Here is a 16,735-nt window from a genome sequence, read left to right on the forward strand (position 1 = left end):
TCCGGCCGGGGGCCTGGGGCCCCCCGGAGAAACGCAGCCTCACAGGCGCTTGACCCCCTTGATACGTCCGGCCTTTGCCGCCCGCGAGCGTGCGGCCCTGATGCGCAGTCCGCCGCCCTGGCTGCCGATGCGCAGCCCGGTGCCCGAGGAGAGCCAGCCGGTGGCGACGTCATTGCCCTGGCTGCTCTGGGTGTCGGCGAGCGGATCGTTCTCCGCGCGTCTCGCCAGCGCCATGACCAGCGGCACCACGAACGGGGCGAGCAGCAGGTCGTACAGCGCGGAGGTGAACAGCAGCCAGCCGATGCCCACATGGCGGGCCGCGGTGTCGCCGACGAGGGCGCCCACTCCGGCGTACAGCATGGTGGAGGCGAGGGCGGCCACGACGACCGCGACCATCGGGCCCGAGGCGGACCTGAGCTGGCCGCTCTCCGGCTTGGCGAGGCCCGCGAGGTAGCCGATGACGCACAGGACGAGGGCGTAGCGGCCGACGGCGTGGTCGGCGGGCGGGGCCAGGTCGGCGAGGAGGCCCGCGCCGAAACCGATGAGGGCGCCGCTGACATGGCCGTACACGAAGGCGAGTCCGAGGACGGTGAGGAGCATTATGTCCGGGACGGCGCCGGGGAGTTGGAGCCTGGCGAGGACGCTGACCTGGACGACCAGGGCGACGACCACCAGGGTGGTCGAGAGCAGCATCCGGTTGAAGCGCATGAAGTTCAGCTCCTACTGGGTGCCGTCGGCGGGGGGCGCCGAGGGGGTGACCGTGACGGTGACCGTGGGTGTGGGCTTGGGGCCGGCGGGCTTGGCCGGCAGCACCGTGTCGCGCGGGTCCTGGCGGGGCGCTTCGACGACGACGCCGACGATGTCGAGCTTGCTGAAGCCGACGTACGGGCGGACGTAGACGGTGCGGGTGAGGTCGCCGCCGGACGGGTCGACGCGGGTGACCTGGCCGACGGGGACGCCCGGCACGAACGGCTTGGACGCCTGCGAGCCGAAGGTGACGAGGCGGTCGCCGGCCTTGACCTTGGCCTTGCCGTTGAGCATCTGCACGGCGAGCGGGCGGTCGCCGTGGCCGGTGGCGAAGCCGAGTTCGTCGGTCTTCTCCAGGCGGGTGCCGACGGTGAAGTCGGGGTCGTTGGCGAGCAGCACGGTCGCGGTGTCCGGGCCCACGGTGGTGATGCGGCCGACGAGTCCGTCGCCGTTGAGTACGGTCATGTCCCGCTTGAGGCCGTCGTTGCGGCCGGCGTCGATGGTGACGGTCCAGGAGAAGCCCTGGGCCGCTCCTATCGCGATGACCTCGGCGCCCTTGATGCCGTACCGGCCGGCGCCCGCTGTCTTGAGCATCTTGTCGAGCTGGCGTACGCGGCTGCGGTTGCGGTCGTCGCTGCCGAGCTTCTGCTTCAGTGCGGCGTTCTCGCGCTCAAGGACGGCGAGGCGGTCGTGCCGCTCACCGGAGTCCCTTATGGCGCCAACGGCGTTGCCGATCGGGTCGACAGCTGCGGCGACCCCGTTCTCCACCGGTCCGAAGACGGTGGCGGCGGCTTGCCTCGCGCCGTCTACCGGTGACTCCTCGCCGCCGCGGATATCCACCGTAATCAGTGCGAATGCGATGGCGATCAGCAGCACCAGGAGCAGCCGGCTCTCTCGTGTGTCCCTCACGTGCGGCGGCCGTGCCTTCCTCGTCGGAATACCTATGCCTGTATATCAACGATCCGCCGCACGAGTTGGGAGGCCTCGTACGGCGGATTCATTGAGCCGGTCATCTGCGGGGCTGGGCGTCCAGTACCTGCTGGAGCGCCTCGAACTCCTCGACGCACTTGCCGGACCCGAGCGCGACGGAGTCCAGCGGGTCCTCGGCGATGTGGATCGGCATGCCGGTCTCGCGGCGCAGCCGCTCGTCGAGGCCGCGGAGCAGTGCGCCGCCGCCGGTGAGGACGATGCCGCGGTCCATGACGTCGCCGGAGAGCTCGGGCGGGCACTTGTCGAGCGTGGTCTTCACCGCGTCGACGATCGCGTTGACCGGCTCCTCGATGGCCTTGCGGACCTCGGCGGCGGAGATGACGACGGTCTTGGGCAGGCCCGAGACGAGGTCACGGCCGCGGATCTCGGTGTGCTCGTCCTTGTCGAGGTCGTACGCCGAACCGATGGTGATCTTGATCTGCTCGGCGGTGCGCTCGCCGAGGAGGAGGGAGTACTCCTTCTTGATGTGCTGGATGATCGCGTTGTCCAGCTCGTCGCCGGCGACCCGGATGGACTGTGCTGTGACGATTCCTCCGAGCGAAATGACGGCGACCTCGGTGGTGCCGCCACCGATGTCCACGACCATGTTGCCGGTGGCCTCGTGGACCGGCAGGCCCGAGCCGATGGCCGCGGCCATGGGCTCCTCGATGATGTGCACCTGGCGGGCGCCGGCCTGCGTGGACGCCTCGATGACGGCGCGGCGCTCGACTCCGGTGATGCCGGAGGGTACGCAGACGACGACGCGGGGGCGGGCCAGGTAGCGGCGCTTGTGGATCTTCAGGATGAAGTAGCGGAGCATCCGCTCCGTGATCTCGAAGTCGGCGATGACGCCGTCCTTCAGCGGTCGCACGGCCACGATGTTGCCGGGCGTACGGCCGATCATCTTCTTCGCCTCGGAACCGACCGCGAGAATTCCGCCCGTGTTGGTGTTGATGGCGACGACGGAGGGCTCGTTGAGCACGATCCCGCGACCCCTGACGTACACCAGCGTGTTGGCAGTCCCGAGGTCGATAGCCATGTCACGGCCGATGAACGACATTGAGTTCCCCTTGTTCCCCATGAGGATGCGTCGGGCCTTCCCAAGCGGAGCGGTTGGCTTTTAGGACGGCGAAGTGAGTGGTGTGGGCGTGAGGCTTCATCGTAGTGCCGCCTGCACGGACACAGCGCGAGGGTCCTTCGCCATTGTGAGCGGAACACGTACCCGCCCCAGTAATGGTGACGTCGTGTCTGAGGGATGCGTTCCCTGCATCATCGTGCATATGCCGAGGGGCGACCGAATTACTTCGGTCGCCCCAGACCATGAGCTCTATATGGCTGACGTTATGTCAGGAAATGCCGGGGAAGAAAAGCTTCAGCTCTCGCTCTGCGGACTCCTCGGAGTCCGAGGCGTGGACGAGGTTCTCACGGACAATAGTCCCGAAATCACCACGAATGCTGCCAGGCGCGGCGGCAATCGGGTCAGTGGGGCCCGCCAACTGGCGTACGCCGTCGATGACGCGCTCGCCCTCGACGACGAGCGCGACGACCGGTCCCGAAGACATGAACTCGACGAGCGGCTCGTAGAAGGGGCGCCCGACGTGCTCGCCGTAGTGCTGCTCAAGGATCACCCGGTCCAGGCTGCGCATCTCCAGCGCGGTGATGGTCCAGTTCGCCTTGCGCTCGATGCGGCTGATGATCTCGCCGATCAGGCCGCGGCGTACGGCGTCGGGCTTGAGCAGGACGAGCGTGCGCTGGCTCACGGTGCGGGCTCCTTCAAAACGTGGGTGCGGAAGTGCGAGAAGGCTACCCTGCGTGTCCGGTGACCGGTCACGCAGCGTCAGGCCCGGCGGATGCCTCCGCCTGCGCGGCCCATTTCGCCTTCGCCTCGTCGATCTGGCGGCCGTAGTGGATCGACGCCCACCACAGGCCCGCGAAGACCGCGCCCAGGAAGAACATCGTCGGGACCACGAAGCCGCTGCCGATCAGCCCGATCTGGAGCGCCCAGCCGAGCTGGACCGCGCCGGGGCGGCCGAGCATCCCGCAGAGCAGGACGGACAGCAGCATCCCGGCGCCGCAGACCGTCCAGACCGTGGTCATCGAGATGTCGTCGGACTTCATGGCGACCAGGCCGGCGAAGCCTATGACGAAAACTTCGCTGATCAGCGTGGATGCACAGAGCGTACGCACAAGAACTCAGCCCCTCCCGAGAAGCAGCCGGGCCTCGCCGACCGTGATCACAGAACCGGTCACCAGCACGCCGCCGCCCGAGAACTCGCCCTCCGCCTCCGCGAGGGTGATCGCCTCCTCCAGTGCGTCGTCGAGGCGCGGCTCGACCTGGACCCGGTCCTCGCCGAAGACCTCCACGGCGATCGCGGCCAGCTCGTCCACGTCCATCGCACGGCCCGTGGAGTTGGAGGTGACGACCACCTCGGCGAAGATCGGCTCGAAGGCTTCGAGAAGCCCCCGCACGTCCTTGTCGCCGCTCGTGCCGACGACCCCGATCAGGCGGCTGAAGCTGAACGCCTCGGTGACGGCGTCGGCCGCCGCCCGCGCGCCCGCCGGGTTGTGCGCCGCGTCCAGGACGACGGTGGGGCTGCGGCGTACGACCTCCAGGCGGCCCGGTGACGTGACCGAGGCGAAGGCCTTGCGGACCGTTTCGTTGTCGAGCGTGCGCGCCTGCTCCGCGCCGATGCCGAAGAACGCCTCGACGGCCGCCAGCGCGACCGCCGCGTTGTGCGCCTGGTGCGCGCCGTGCAGCGGCAGGAAGATCTCTTCGTACTCACCGCCGAGACCGCGCAGCGTCATCAGCTGGCCGCCGACCGCGACCTCGCGGGCGACGACGCCGAACTCCATGCCTTCGCGGGCCACCGTCGCGTCGACCTCGACGGCCTTCTTGAGCATCACCTGGGCCGCGTCGACCGGCTGCTGCGCCAGGATGACCGTGGCACCCTGCTTGATGATTCCGGCCTTCTCGACGGCGATCTCGCCGGCCGTGGCGCCGAGCCGCTCCACGTGGTCCAGGTCGATGGGAGTGACGACGGCGACCGACGCGTCGATCACATTCGTCGCATCCCAGCTGCCGCCCATGCCGACCTCGACGACGGCCACATCCACCGGTGCGTCCGCGAAGGCGGCGTACGCCATGCCTGTCAGCGTCTCGAAGAACGACAGGCGGTGCTCCTGCATGCCGTCGGTCATCTCGACGTACGGCTGGATGTCCTTGTACGTCTCGATGAAGCGCTCGGGGTCGATCGGGGCGCCGTCCAGGCTGATGCGCTCGGTGATCGACTGCACGTGCGGGCTGGTGTACCGCCCGGTGCGCAGCTCGAAGGCGCCGAGCAGCGCCTCGATCATGCGGGCGGTGCTGGTCTTGCCGTTGGTGCCGGTGATGTGGATCGAGGGGTACGCGCGCTGGGGCTCGCCCAGCAGGTCCATCAGCGCGGCGATGCGCACCAGCGACGGATCGAGCTTGGTCTCGGGCCAGCGGCCCATGAGCTCCTGCTCGACCGCGCGCAGCGCCTTGTCCACCTCCGGGTCCTTGGGGCGGCCGGCGGCGCCGTCGCCCTGCGGCGGGGCGCCTTGGGTGCGCAGGGTGCGGCTGCCTGCCTCGATCACCGCGAGGTCGGGATCGCGGCCGGTCTCGGCCTGGACGATCTCTTCGAAGGCGTCGGGGGCGTCGGGGGCATCACTGTCGTCGTGCGGGGGGAGCTGGCTCACGGGACCAGTCTACGGAGCACCACTGACAGGAGCTGCGCCCCCGTACGCCGATGGGGCCCGGCGCACTGCGCGGGGCCCCATCGGCGTACGTACGTACCCGTCCGTACCGGCTGTACCGTCCGTACCGGCCGTGGCCTACTTCTCCGGCAGCGCCGCCAGCTGCGCGGTGATCCGCTCGATGTCGGCCTCGGCCTTGGCGAGCCGCGTGCGGATCTTGTCCACGACGTTGTCCGGAGCCTTCGCGAGGAACGCTTCGTTGCCGAGCTTGCCCGTCGCCTGGCCCTTCTCCTTCTCGGCCGCCGCGAGGTCCTTCGCCAGGCGCTTGCGCTCCGCCTCGACGTCGATCGTGCCGGACAGGTCGAGCGCGACCCTGGCACCGGCGACCGGCAGCGACGCGGTGGCGTGGAAGTCCTCGCCGGCCGGCTGGAGGCGCAGCAGCTGGCGGATGGCCGCCTCGTGCGGGGCCAGCGCCGTACCGGTCAGGGTGAGCTCGGCCGGAACCTTCTGGCCGGGCTGGAGGCCCTGGTCGGAGCGGAAGCGGCGGACCTCGGTGACGACCTGCTGGACGAGCGCGATCTCCTTCTCGGCCGCCTCGTCGCGGAAGCCGGAGTCGTTCGGCCAGTCGGCGATGACCAGCGACTCCTTGCCCGTGAGCGTGGTCCACAGCGTCTCGGTGACGAAGGGGACGACCGGGTGCAGCAGCCGCAGCGTGACGTCGAGGACCTCGCCGAGGACACGGCCGGAGACCTTGGCAGCCTCCCCGCCCGCGAAGAACGTCGTCTTCGACAGCTCGACGTACCAGTCGAAGACCTCGTCCCACGCGAAGTGGAAGAGCGAGTCCGAGAGCTTCGCGAACTGGTAGTCCTCGTAGTACGCGTCGACCTCGGCGACCGTCGCGTTGAGCCGCGACAGAATCCACCGGTCGGCCGCCGACAGCTGCTCGGCGGGCGGCAGTTCACCCTCCACCGTCGCGCCGTTCATCAGCGCGAAGCGGGTGGCGTTCCAGATCTTGTTGGCGAAGTTGCGGGACCCCTGGACCCAGTCCTCGCCGATCGGCACGTCGACGCCGGGGTTCGCACCACGCGCGAGCGTGAAACGGACCGCGTCGGAGCCGTAAGTGTCCATCCAGTCCAGCGGGTTGACCGCGTTGCCGAAGGACTTCGACATCTTCTTGCCGAACTGGTCGCGGACCATGCCGTGCAGGGCGATGGTGTGGAACGGCGGGGTGCCGTCCATGGCGTACAGGCCGAACATCATCATCCGGGCGACCCAGAAGAAGAGGATGTCGTAGCCGGTGACCAGCACGGAGTTCGGGTAGAACTTCTCGACGCTCGGCGTCTGTTCGGGCCAGCCGAGCGTGGAGAACGGCCACAGGCCGGAGGAGAACCAGGTGTCCAGGACATCCGTGTCCTGGTGCCAGCCCTCGCCGGTCGGCGCCTCGTCGTCGGGACCGACGCAGACGACCTCACCATTCGGGCCGTACCAGACCGGGATCCGGTGGCCCCACCACAGCTGACGCGAGATGCACCAGTCATGGAGGTTGTCGACCCAGCCGAAGTAGCGGGGCTCCATCTCCTTCGGGTGGATCTTGACGCGGCCGTCGCGGACGGCGTCGCCGGCCTCCTTCGCCAGCGGGCCGACCTTGACCCACCACTGCAGGGACAGGCGCGGCTCGATGGTCGTCTTGCAGCGGGAGCAGTGCCCGACGGAGTGGACGTACGGACGCTTCTCGGCGACGATCCGGCCGTCGGCGCGCAGGGCGGCGACGATGGCGCTGCGCGCTTCGAGACGGTCGAGGCCCTGGAACGGCCCGTGCGCGGTGATGACGGCCCGCTCGTCCATCACGGCCAGGTTGGGCAGCCCGTGCCGCTGGCCGATCTCGAAGTCGTTCGGGTCGTGGGCCGGGGTGACCTTGACGGCACCCGTGCCGAACTCGGGGTCGACGTGCTCGTCGGCGACGACCGGGATACGGCGGCCGGTGAGCGGCAGCTCGATCTCGGTCCCGACGAGGTGGGCGTACCGCTCGTCGTCGGGGTGGACGGCGACGGCGGTGTCACCGAGCATCGTCTCGGCGCGGGTCGTCGCGACGACGATCTCGGTTTCGCCCGAGCCGTACCGGATGGAGACGAGCTCGCCGTCGTCCTCCTGGTACTCGACCTCGATGTCGGAGATGGCCGTCAGGCAGCGCGGGCACCAGTTGATGATGCGCTCGGCGCGGTAGATCAGCTCGTCGTCGTACAGCTTCTTGAAGATCGTCTGGACGGCCTTGGACAGGCCCTCGTCCATGGTGAACCGCTCGCGCGACCAGGCGACACCGTCGCCGAGGCGCTTCATCTGCCCGGAGATCTGGCCCCCGGACTCGTCCTTCCACTGCCAGACGCGTTCGACGAACGCCTCGCGCCCCAGGTCGTGGCGGGACTTGCCCTCCTTGGCGAGCTCGCGCTCGACGACGTTCTGGGTGGCGATACCGGCGTGGTCCATGCCGGGCTGCCACAGCGTCTCGTACCCCTGCATGCGCTTACGGCGCGTAAGGGCATCGATCAGGGTGTGCTCGAAGGCGTGCCCCAGGTGGAGGCTGCCGGTGACGTTGGGCGGCGGGATGACGACGGTGAACGGCTCTTTGTCGCTCTTCTCGTCGGCTTCGAAGTAACCGCGTTCTACCCAGCGCTCGTACAGCTTCCCCTCTACTTCGGCCGGCGCGTACTGGGTCGGCAGTTCGGGGGTGGCTGCTGGCTGCTGCTGAGAGTTCTCGGTCACGGGCTCAGTTTACGGGCGTCACAGCCCCGTACCGAAACCGGATTGTTGGTAACGGTGAGCCCCCCGCCGTCCCATGATGATGACGGTTCCGTCAGGATGTTCGGAACGCATAAGCATCTGGAGGGGAACCCAGTAATGAGTTACAACCAGCCGGGCCCGTACGGCGGGCAGCAGCCTCAGCAGCCCGGCCCCTACGGCCAGCAGCCGCCGCAGGGCCAGCCGAACCCGTACGGACAGCAGCCCCCGCAGGGCCAGCCCGGCTACGGCTACCCGCAGCAGGCCCCGCCGCCCCAGGGCTATGGCTACCCCCAGCAGGCCCAGCAGCCGCCCTACGGCCACCCCCAACAGCCGGGCCCCTACGGCCAGCAGCCCCAGTACCCGGGCGGCATGGTCCCGCCCCCGCCGGGCGCCCCGAAGAAGAAGACGGGCCTGATCGTGGGCGCGGTGATTGTGGCGCTGGCGGTTGTGGGTGGTGGTGTCTGGTACTTCACCGCAGGTGCCGGCGGTTCCGACCTCGCGGACGACGGCCCGCACAAGCTGACGACTCCGGCGACGGTGCTCGGCGGCGAGTACAAGCGCCTGGGCAAGGGGTCCGGCGAGTCCGAGACGACCCCGAAGGACGAGAAGGAACTCGCCGCCCTGGGGATCAAGAACGGGCACCCCACCGGGGCCAGTTACTCGACCGCGGACTTGAGCAAGTTCGACCCCACTGACCCCACAGCGCTCGAGGACATGAAGACGGCCAAGTCCCTGAATGTCTTCGGGACCTGGGGCGAGATCAGCGACCCCGAGAACACCTTGGACCTCCAATTCGCCAAGATGAAGGAAGAGTCCCAGAAGAACGCAGGGAAGCCGAACGCCACCAAGCTGATCGGTGACCCCGAGGAAGTCTCCCCGGACGGCTTCGACAGCGGCATCATGAAGTGCCAGAACTTCGAGGGCAAGGACGCCGCCACCGGGCAGAACCGGACGAGCGTGATGTGCCTGTGGGCCGACTACAGCACGTTCGCGCTGGTCATGGCCGATGACAGGGCGAAGCCCCCGACCATGGACGAAACGGCCGATCTCGCCGCCAAGCTCCGGGCGGAAATCCGCATCAAGCAGTAGTGGCTGCCCCCAACGCAAAGGGGCGCCCCGCCAGTTGGACTGGCCGGGCGCCCCTTCGGCGTTCGTACGTCGCAACCGCTACGCGCTCTTCTCGTGGCGGCCGTCGTTCTTGATGATGCGCGGCTCTCGCGGGACCAGCGTCGGGTTCACGTTGTTGTGGACCACGTCCGCCGTGATGACGACACGCGCCACGTCCTTGCGGGACGGGACCTCGTACATCACCGACATCAGGACCTCCTCCATGATCGCGCGCAAGCCCCGCGCGCCCGTCTGGCGGAGGATCGCCTGGTCCGCGATCGCTTCCAGCGCCTCGCGCTCGAATTCCAGCTCCACGCCGTCGAGTTCGAAGAGGCGCTCGTACTGCTTCACCAGCGCGTTGCGCGGCTCGATCAGGATCTGGAGGAGCGCTTCGCGGTCCAGGTTGTGGACCGAGGTCAGCACCGGGAGGCGGCCGATGAACTCGGGGATCATCCCGAACTTCACCAGGTCCTCCGGCATGACCTCCTGGAACTGGTCGCTCGCCGCGATCTCCCGCTTGGAGCGGATCGTCGCGCCGAAGCCGATGCCCTTCGCGCCCGCACGCGACTCGATGATCTTCTCCAGACCGGAGAACGCGCCGCCCACGATGAACAGCACGTTCGTCGTGTCGATCTGGATGAACTCCTGGTGCGGGTGCTTGCGGCCGCCCTGCGGCGGGACCGACGCCGTCGTGCCCTCGAGGATCTTCAGGAGCGCTTGCTGTACGCCCTCGCCCGACACGTCGCGCGTGATCGACGGGTTCTCGCTCTTGCGGGCGACCTTGTCGATCTCGTCGATGTAGATGATCCCGGTCTCGGCCTTCTTGACGTCGTAGTCGGCGGCCTGGATCAGTTTCAGGAGGATGTTCTCCACGTCCTCGCCGACATAACCCGCCTCCGTCAGCGCCGTCGCGTCGGCGATGGCGAACGGGACGTTGAGCATCCGGGCGAGTGTCTGGGCCAGCAGCGTCTTGCCGGAGCCCGTGGGGCCCAGCAGGAGGATGTTGGACTTGGCCAGTTCGATCGCGTCGTCGCGGCCCGCGCCGCCGCCGTTCTCGCCGGCCTGGACGCGCTTGTAGTGGTTGTACACCGCTACCGAGAGGGCCTTCTTGGCCGGCTCCTGGCCGACTACGTACCCTTCGAGGAATTCGTAGATCTCCCGCGGCTTGGGGAGTTCCTCCCACCGCACCTCGGAGGTCTCTGCGAGCTCCTCCTCGATGATCTCGTTGCAGAGGTCGATGCACTCGTCGCAGATGTACACACCGGGACCTGCGATGAGCTTCTTCACCTGCTTCTGGCTCTTCCCGCAGAACGAGCACTTGAGCAGGTCGCCGCCATCACCGATGCGTGCCACGAGGTGCTTCCCCTTCGCCTGGGAGACGCCACGTTCAGCGTCTCCTGGTGCCTCATATCCGACGGTACCTTGCCTGGCCCCCCGTTCGGGCCCCCCTTGGCACGGTTCACATTGACGTGCTCTGTGCCAAGGGGCTGGCTGCCACGCGTCAAACGGCCATGGCCGGCACGTTCTTGCGCGTGGACACGATCTGGTCGATCAGGCCGTAACCGAGAGCGTCTTCGGCGGTGAGGATCTTGTCGCGCTCGATGTCGTCGCGGATCTTCTCGATCGGGGTGGTGGAGTGCTTCGCCAGCATCTCCTCCAGCTGCGAGCGCATCCGGAGGATCTCCCGGGCCGCGATCTCCAGGTCGGAGAGCTGCTCACGGCCGGTCTGCGAAGACGGCTGGTGGATCAGGACACGCGCGTTCGGCAGCGCCATCCGCTTGCCCGGCGTACCGGCGGCGAGCAGCACGGCCGCGGCGGAGGCCGCCTGGCCCATGCAGACCGTCTGGATGTCCGGCTTCACGAACTGCATCGTGTCGTAGATGGCCGTGAGGGCCGTGAACGAGCCGCCGGGGCTGTTGATGTAGATCGAGATGTCGCGGTCCGGGTCCATCGACTCCAGGCACAGCAGCTGCGCCATGACGTCGTTGGCGGAGGCGTCGTCGATCTGCACGCCGAGGAAGATCACGCGCTCCTCGAAGAGCTTCGCGTACGGGTCGTACTCGCGCACGCCCTGCGAAGTGCGCTCGACGAAGCGCGGGACGATGTAGCGGTTGTCCACCTGCGGGCCGGTGTAGAGGCCGTTCGCGGAGAAGTTGTTCATGTGGGTGTTCACCATCCTGGTGGCGTTCGGTGGGCTGGGGAGGCTCGGCTGGGGGGGATCAGGCCCCGGTGCCGCCGCCGCCCGGAACGCCCGAGGCAGTGGCCATGATCGAGTCGATGAGGCCGTACTCGACGGCCTCCTCCGCGGTGTACCAGCGGTCGCGGTCACCGTCACGGATGATCGTCTCGACGGTCTGGCCGGAGTGCCTGGCGGTGATCTCGGCCATGCGCTTCTTCGTACGGAGCAGCTGCTCGGCCTGGATCTTGATGTCGGAGGCGGTACCGCCCAGGCCGGCCGAGCCCTGGTGCATCAGGATGTCGGTGTTGGGGAGCGCGAAGCGCTTGCCCGCGGTGCCACCGGTCAGCAGGAACTGGCCCATCGAGGCCGCCATGCCCATGCCGATGGTGACGACGTCGTTCGGGATGTACTGCATGGTGTCGTAGACCGCCATGCCCGCCGTCACCGAGCCGCCGGGGCTGTTGATGTACAGGAAGATGTCCTTGTCCGGATCCGCGGCAAGGAGCAGCAGCTGCGCGGTGATCTTGTTGGCGATGTCATCGTCGACCTGCTGGCCGAGGAAGATGATCCGCTCGCCGAGCAGCCGGTTGTAGACCTGGTCGCCGAGGCCTCCACCGATGGACGGCTCACCCGCGGCGTAGGGCATCAGATTCGTCACGTTTACACCTGCTCGTCTCTGACGGCTCCGGCCGTCTCAGCGTCTTTGTACCGAAGGGCGGGGACTCCCCACTCTCCTCTTCATGGACCCTAACGCGCAGGTGGGACAACGCCATCCCGGTTCCCGAACTGTTCGCTGGGAGCGCAAGGTACGGGCCCGTACCCACGTACGACAGCGGGCCCGGACGCATGACGCGTCCGGGCCCGTTGCAGGAGATCAGGCTGAAGCTCAGGCCTCAGTCTTGTCCTCGCCCTCGGAGGACTTGTCCTCGCCCTCGGCGACGGCCTCGACCGTCTCGACGGCGGTCTCGACCTCGTCCTCGTCCTCGAGCTCGACTGCCTCACCGTTGGTGTCGACGACCTTGGCGGCCTCGACGACCACCGCGAGCGCCTTGCCGCGGGCGACCTCGCCGACGAGCATCGGCACCTGGCCACCCTCGACGACGGCCTGGGCGAACTGGTCGGGGCTCATGCCGGAGGACTGCGCACGCCGCATGAGGTGCTCGGTGAGCTCCTCCTGGTTGACGTTCAGCTTCTCCTTGTTGACGAGCTCATCGAGGATGAACTGCGTCTTGATGCCCTTGACGGCCTGCTCGCTGAGCTCGGCGTCGAACTCCTCGGCCGTCTTGCCCTGGATCTCGAGGTACTTCTCGATGTCCAGGCCCATCTGGCCGAGCTGGTGGTGCTCCAGGTTGTGCTTGCGGGTCTTGACCTCGTCCGCGAGAAGCTTCTCGGGGATCGGGACCTCGACCAGCTCGAGCAGCTTGTCGAGGACACGCTCCTGAGCCTGCGTGGCCTGGTCGTACTGCTTCATGTTCTCGAGGCGCTTGCGGCTGTCGGCCTTGAGCTCGTCCAGCGTGTCGAACTCGCTCGCCATCTGCGCGAAGTCGTCGTCCAGCTCGGGCAGCTCACGGGCGGCGACCGCGGTGACCTTGACGGTGACCTCGGCTTCCTTGCCCTCGGCGCTGCCGCCCTTGAGCGAGGAGGTGAAGGTGGCCTCGCCACCGGCCTCCAGGCCGGCCACGGCCTCGTCGATGCCGTCGAGAAGCTCGCCGGAACCGATGGTGTACGAAACACCCTCGGCGACGCCGTCCTCGAGGACCTCGCCCTCGACCTTGGCCTCGAGGTCGATCGTCACGACGTCGCCCTCGGCGGCGGCACGCTCGACCGGGTTCGTGGAGGCGAAGCGCGCGCGCAGCTCCTCCACGGCCTTGTCGACGTCCTCGTCGGTGACCTCGACCGCGTCGACCTCGACCTCGATGCCGGAGTAGTCCGGGATCTCGATCGTCGGGCGGATGTCCACCTCGGCGGTGAACGACAGCAGCTCGCCGTCCTTCAGCTCGGTGATGTCGACGTCGGGCTGGCCGAGAACGTTCAGCTCACCCTCGTTGACAGCCTCGGTGTAGAACTTCGGAAGGGCGTCGTTGACGGCCTCCTCCAGCACAGCACCACGGCCGAACCGCTGGTCGATGACTCGGTTCGGGATCTTGCCCTTACGGAAGCCCTTCACCGTGACCTGCTGGTTGATCTTCTTGTACGCCGCGTCGAGGCTGTCCTTGAGCTCCTCGAAGGGCACCTCAATGCTGAGCCGAACCCGGGTCGGGTTCAGGGTCTCCACGGCGCTCTTCACGGTTCGGTCTCCTTGGTGGCTGACATCTGGGGTTCTGCTGGGCCGCGCGGGAGGCGGCTTCGCCGATCGGGCCCGGCACATCAGACACACGGGCACGCAGATTGCATAGTAACGGCAAGGAGGAAGACTCCCACAACGCGATCATGAATCGGGATCGGGTGGGATCAGGCAAGATCGTGCTGGTAATGGTCGGGGTGGCCGGATTCGAACCGACGACCTTCCGCTCCCAAAGCGGACGCGCTACCAAGCTGCGCCACACCCCGTCGGTGCGACACGTAGGGTACATGCCCGCAGAGAGTGCGGCCGCAGGTTTACCGAGGGCGTTAGCGGGTGTGCACCGGCGGCCCCGGACCCGCTACGATGCTTCTCGTGCCGCGGTCACCTGACCTGCGGTGCGACATGTGCGGGCGTAGCTCAATGGTAGAGCCCTAGTCTTCCAAACTAGCTACGCGGGTTCGATTCCCGTCGCCCGCTCCACGGCCTCCGGCCCGGCTCGGTGATTACGTCACCAGGCCGGGCCGGAGGTTTTTTTGCGCTCCAGAAGCTGTGGAAGCCGCTCAAGCGCTAGAAGCTGATCTGGTTGATGGTGTCCGCTATCGAGTCCAGGAAGCGATTGATCGACGGCGCCATCCCGGTGGACGCGAGGAAGAAGCCGAAGAGCACGGCCACCACCGCTGGTCCCGCCTTGATCGAGCCCCCTCGGATCAACACCACGAGGACGATCGCCAACAGAAGCACCACAGACAGTGAAATGGCCACAACTGATCACACCCTTGGTCGGTCCGCCTTGCCGGCCCGGGAGCGAACGACCCGGCGCACTCCCGCAGGCACCATCGTGCCACCAACTCACCAGTGGTGGCTGCCGGGTGACGGAACGTCCGTGGCCGGTTCGCGCCGCGGTGGCCCCCAGCGCGCACAACCCGGCGCGGGCGCCGCACATGCGCGCGGCCAAATCGCCACCGGAGCGCCTCCTGAGCGCCACTGAATTGATCCGCCACGCGCGGGAGTTAATACGTCGTGATCGTTTCCGCTCCCACACATATTGTTCGCAGGAAATTCGAATAGCCGGGCAGTGCACATCCGATGGGGTCGATATAGGCCCAATGAACAGGACATATCACCAGAGTCGCCCGATGGCGGTATGCACCATTTAAGTGGGATGAATTGGGCCATACGAGGGCGAACATGTGAGTCACGTCATAAGAGCGCATCACTATGTCGACTTCCCGTGAGCGGGGTACCCGAGCGAATAGGAGATCGTCGAGAACGACGTTTTACGAAATCCATCGGGCGACGCTAGGGTGCCTCAGATGTTTCACGCTCCGCACGGATATCAGAGGGCCCCGCTCCCCCCGGCCCGGGAGTTGGAGCCCGAAGCCCCCCCTGCACGGACCGGCGCGACCACCCCGCGGTCCGGGGCCGAAGCTGCTCCCGCATCCTCCGCTCCGGCAGCGAAGCAGCGCGACGCCTTCTTCGACAACGCCAAGTACCTGGCGATCGTTTTCGTGGCGATGGCACACATGTGGGAACCGGTGATGGACGGCAGCCGTGCCACCCGGGCGCTGTACATCGTGGTCTACAGCTTCCACATGCCTGCGTTCATCATCATCTCCGGCTACTTCTCGCGTGGCTTCGACATGAGCCCCAAGAAGATCCAGCGGCTGGTGACGGGCGTCGCCGTACCGTACGTAATCTTCGAGACCGCCTACACCTTCTTCAAGCGGTGGGCCGACGACCCGGACCAGTCGATCAGTCTGCTCGACCCCTGGTACCTGACCTGGTTCCTGATCGCCCTGTTCTGCTGGCGGATCACCACCCCGCTGTGGCGCGTGATCAGGTACCCGCTGCCGGTCGCGCTCGGTATCGCTGTGCTCGCCTCCGTGACCCCCAATATCGGAGACGACCTCAACCTCCAGCGCGTACTGCAGTTCCTGCCGTTCTTCGTGCTGGGTCTGCTGCTCAAGCCGGAGCACTTCCAGATGGTGCGGCGCCGCGAGGTCAGGCTGCTGGCGATCCCCGTCGTCCTGTGCACGCTGGTCTTCGCCTACTGGGCGGCCCCGCGGGTCGGGCTCGGGTGGTTCTACCACAGCAGCGCCTCGCAGCAGATCGGCGCACCGTGGTGGGCCGGGGTCGTCATGACCTTCGCCCTCTTCGGCTGCTCGCTGGTGCTGACCGCCTGCTTCCTGTCCTGGGTCCCGCGCCGCAAGATGTGGTTCACGGTGCTCGGCGCCGGCACCCTCGGCGGCTATCTGCTGCACGGCTTCCTGGTGAAGGGCGCCGGTTACGCGGAACTCTTCGAGACCTACCCGTCGCTCTCGACCCCGCTCGGCGAGATCTTCGTGACGGTCGTGATGGCCGTCGCGGTCACGCTGCTCTGCACCCCGCCGGTGCGGCGGCTGTTCCGCTTCGCGATGGAGCCGGAGATGAACTGGGCCTTCCGCCGCGACGCGGTCGAGGTCGCCAGGCAGCGCGAGCACCGTCCCCAGCCGGCCGGGAAGAGCTCCTAGGCCAGCCCCAGGAGGCGGCGTACCTCTGCATATTTGAGCGTGAGCCGGGCCCTGGTCGCCTCGTCGAGTACGGCGAGACGGCCGGGGTCCGCGTTGTGTGCGAGGTCCGCCTCCTTGACCAGCAGTGCGCCGGGGGTCGCGAGAATGCGGGCGGTGTACGTACGCAGGTCCTCCCCCGGGCGCTTGGTGACGGCCAGCACCATGTCTTTCACGGACTGCGGAAGTTCGGCCCGATCCAGCCAGGCGCGGGACAGCGCGTCGTCCTCCACGGAGTCGTGCAGCCAGCCCGCCGCGATCTGCTCGTCGGTGCCGCCCCGGGCCCGTACCCCCTCGGCGACCGCCTGAAGGTGCTCGGCGTACGGGCGCCCCGCCTTGTCGGTCTGCGCGGCGTGGGCCTCGCGGGCGATGGCTTCGACCTCGGCCAGGCTCAGATGCGTCATGGGTGCA

Annotated in this window: 15 protein-coding genes and 2 tRNA genes; 3 read left to right on the forward strand and 14 right to left on the reverse strand. The window is 67.7% G+C overall.

Annotated features, from left to right (window positions below):
* Positions 1-39: 39 nt before the first annotated feature.
* The 7 genes from mreD to J7I98_RS04750 form a co-directional block, all read right to left on the reverse strand.
* A complete protein-coding gene (mreD, locus tag J7I98_RS04720) occupies positions 40-708 on the reverse strand; it encodes a rod shape-determining protein MreD (protein ID WP_214918441.1) in 669 nt (222 codons plus the stop codon).
* Between the two features lie 12 nt (positions 709-720).
* A complete protein-coding gene (gene mreC, locus J7I98_RS04725; RefSeq protein WP_214918456.1) occupies positions 721-1,656 on the reverse strand; it encodes a rod shape-determining protein MreC in 936 nt (311 codons plus the stop codon).
* Between the two features lie 100 nt (positions 1,657-1,756).
* On the reverse strand, positions 1,757-2,776 hold the full coding sequence (locus tag J7I98_RS04730) for a rod shape-determining protein (protein WP_055599051.1): 1,020 nt from the start codon (positions 2,774-2,776) through the stop codon (positions 1,757-1,759).
* A 286-nt stretch (positions 2,777-3,062) separates the two neighbouring features.
* Positions 3,063-3,476: a nucleoside-diphosphate kinase gene (gene ndk / locus J7I98_RS04735; RefSeq protein WP_214918471.1), complete on the reverse strand. Its 414-nt coding sequence runs from the start codon at positions 3,474-3,476 to the stop codon at positions 3,063-3,065.
* A 67-nt stretch (positions 3,477-3,543) separates the two neighbouring features.
* Complete coding sequence (locus J7I98_RS04740; protein WP_214918473.1) at positions 3,544-3,903, reverse strand: DUF4233 domain-containing protein; 360 nt, start codon at positions 3,901-3,903, stop codon at positions 3,544-3,546.
* A gap of 6 nt (positions 3,904-3,909) precedes the next feature.
* Positions 3,910-5,433 (reverse strand): folylpolyglutamate synthase/dihydrofolate synthase family protein, encoded by a 1,524-nt coding sequence (locus J7I98_RS04745; protein ID WP_214918487.1) that lies wholly within the window; start codon positions 5,431-5,433, stop codon positions 3,910-3,912.
* A gap of 135 nt (positions 5,434-5,568) precedes the next feature.
* The gene (locus J7I98_RS04750; RefSeq protein ID WP_214918550.1) at positions 5,569-8,190 is read right to left on the reverse strand and encodes a valine--tRNA ligase; all 2,622 of its coding nucleotides are present in this window, start codon (positions 8,188-8,190) and stop codon (positions 5,569-5,571) included.
* 135 nt (positions 8,191-8,325) lie between these two features.
* Between J7I98_RS04750 and J7I98_RS04755 the strand changes: the two genes are divergently transcribed.
* Positions 8,326-9,297, forward strand: a complete 972-nt coding sequence (locus J7I98_RS04755) for a hypothetical protein (RefSeq protein ID WP_214918553.1) — start codon at positions 8,326-8,328, stop codon at positions 9,295-9,297.
* 78 nt (positions 9,298-9,375) lie between these two features.
* Here J7I98_RS04755 and clpX read toward each other — a convergent pair whose 3' ends face one another.
* The 5 genes from clpX to J7I98_RS04780 form a co-directional block, all read right to left on the reverse strand.
* Entirely contained in the window at positions 9,376-10,668 is a 1,293-nt protein-coding gene (gene clpX / locus J7I98_RS04760) for an ATP-dependent Clp protease ATP-binding subunit ClpX (protein WP_214918556.1), read from the reverse strand.
* 148 nt (positions 10,669-10,816) lie between these two features.
* Complete coding sequence (locus J7I98_RS04765) at positions 10,817-11,491, reverse strand: ATP-dependent Clp protease proteolytic subunit (RefSeq protein WP_285437988.1); 675 nt, start codon at positions 11,489-11,491, stop codon at positions 10,817-10,819.
* A gap of 43 nt (positions 11,492-11,534) precedes the next feature.
* Complete coding sequence (locus J7I98_RS04770; protein WP_374225069.1) at positions 11,535-12,152, reverse strand: ATP-dependent Clp protease proteolytic subunit; 618 nt, start codon at positions 12,150-12,152, stop codon at positions 11,535-11,537.
* Positions 12,153-12,380: 228 nt separating this feature from the next.
* The gene (gene tig, locus J7I98_RS04775; RefSeq protein ID WP_214918587.1) at positions 12,381-13,781 is read right to left on the reverse strand and encodes a trigger factor; all 1,401 of its coding nucleotides are present in this window, start codon (positions 13,779-13,781) and stop codon (positions 12,381-12,383) included.
* Between the two features lie 186 nt (positions 13,782-13,967).
* A tRNA-Pro gene (locus J7I98_RS04780) sits at positions 13,968-14,044 on the reverse strand.
* Between the two features lie 140 nt (positions 14,045-14,184).
* On the opposite strand from J7I98_RS04780, the gene J7I98_RS04785 reads away from it, so the two are divergent.
* Positions 14,185-14,258 (forward strand) — tRNA-Gly (locus J7I98_RS04785).
* A gap of 87 nt (positions 14,259-14,345) precedes the next feature.
* Here J7I98_RS04785 and J7I98_RS04790 read toward each other — a convergent pair.
* A complete protein-coding gene (locus J7I98_RS04790; RefSeq protein WP_214918591.1) occupies positions 14,346-14,540 on the reverse strand; it encodes a hypothetical protein in 195 nt (64 codons plus the stop codon).
* 551 nt (positions 14,541-15,091) lie between these two features.
* Between J7I98_RS04790 and J7I98_RS04795 the strand changes: the two genes are divergently transcribed.
* Complete coding sequence (locus J7I98_RS04795) at positions 15,092-16,288, forward strand: acyltransferase family protein (RefSeq protein WP_214918594.1); 1,197 nt, start codon at positions 15,092-15,094, stop codon at positions 16,286-16,288.
* Here J7I98_RS04795 and J7I98_RS04800 read toward each other — a convergent pair.
* The gene (locus J7I98_RS04800) at positions 16,285-16,728 is read right to left on the reverse strand and encodes an HD domain-containing protein (protein ID WP_214918598.1); all 444 of its coding nucleotides are present in this window, start codon (positions 16,726-16,728) and stop codon (positions 16,285-16,287) included. The two genes, J7I98_RS04795 and J7I98_RS04800, sit on opposite strands and share 4 nt — an antisense overlap.
* Positions 16,729-16,735 lie beyond the last annotated feature (7 nt).

The organism is Streptomyces sp. ISL-98 (assembly GCF_018614055.1).
GTDB classification, from domain to species: domain Bacteria; phylum Actinomycetota; class Actinomycetes; order Streptomycetales; family Streptomycetaceae; genus Streptomyces; species Streptomyces spiramyceticus.

What these genes read in the sequence shown, in the direction of transcription:
- J7I98_RS04730 (WP_055599051.1), bottom strand. Translation starts at nt 2,776, where the DNA reads ATGTCGTTCATCGGCCGTGACATGGCTATCGACCTCGGGACTGCCAAC.
- mreD (WP_214918441.1), bottom strand. Translation starts at nt 708, where the DNA reads ATGCGCTTCAACCGGATGCTGCTCTCGACCACCCTGGTGGTCGTCGCC.
- J7I98_RS04800 (WP_214918598.1), bottom strand. Translation starts at nt 16,728, where the DNA reads ATGACGCATCTGAGCCTGGCCGAGGTCGAAGCCATCGCCCGCGAGGCC.
- J7I98_RS04795 (WP_214918594.1), top strand. Translation starts at nt 15,092, where the DNA reads ATGTTTCACGCTCCGCACGGATATCAGAGGGCCCCGCTCCCCCCGGCC.
- J7I98_RS04765 (WP_285437988.1), bottom strand. Translation starts at nt 11,491, where the DNA reads ATGGTGAACACCCACATGAACAACTTCTCCGCGAACGGCCTCTACACC.
- J7I98_RS04755 (WP_214918553.1), top strand. Translation starts at nt 8,326, where the DNA reads ATGAGTTACAACCAGCCGGGCCCGTACGGCGGGCAGCAGCCTCAGCAG.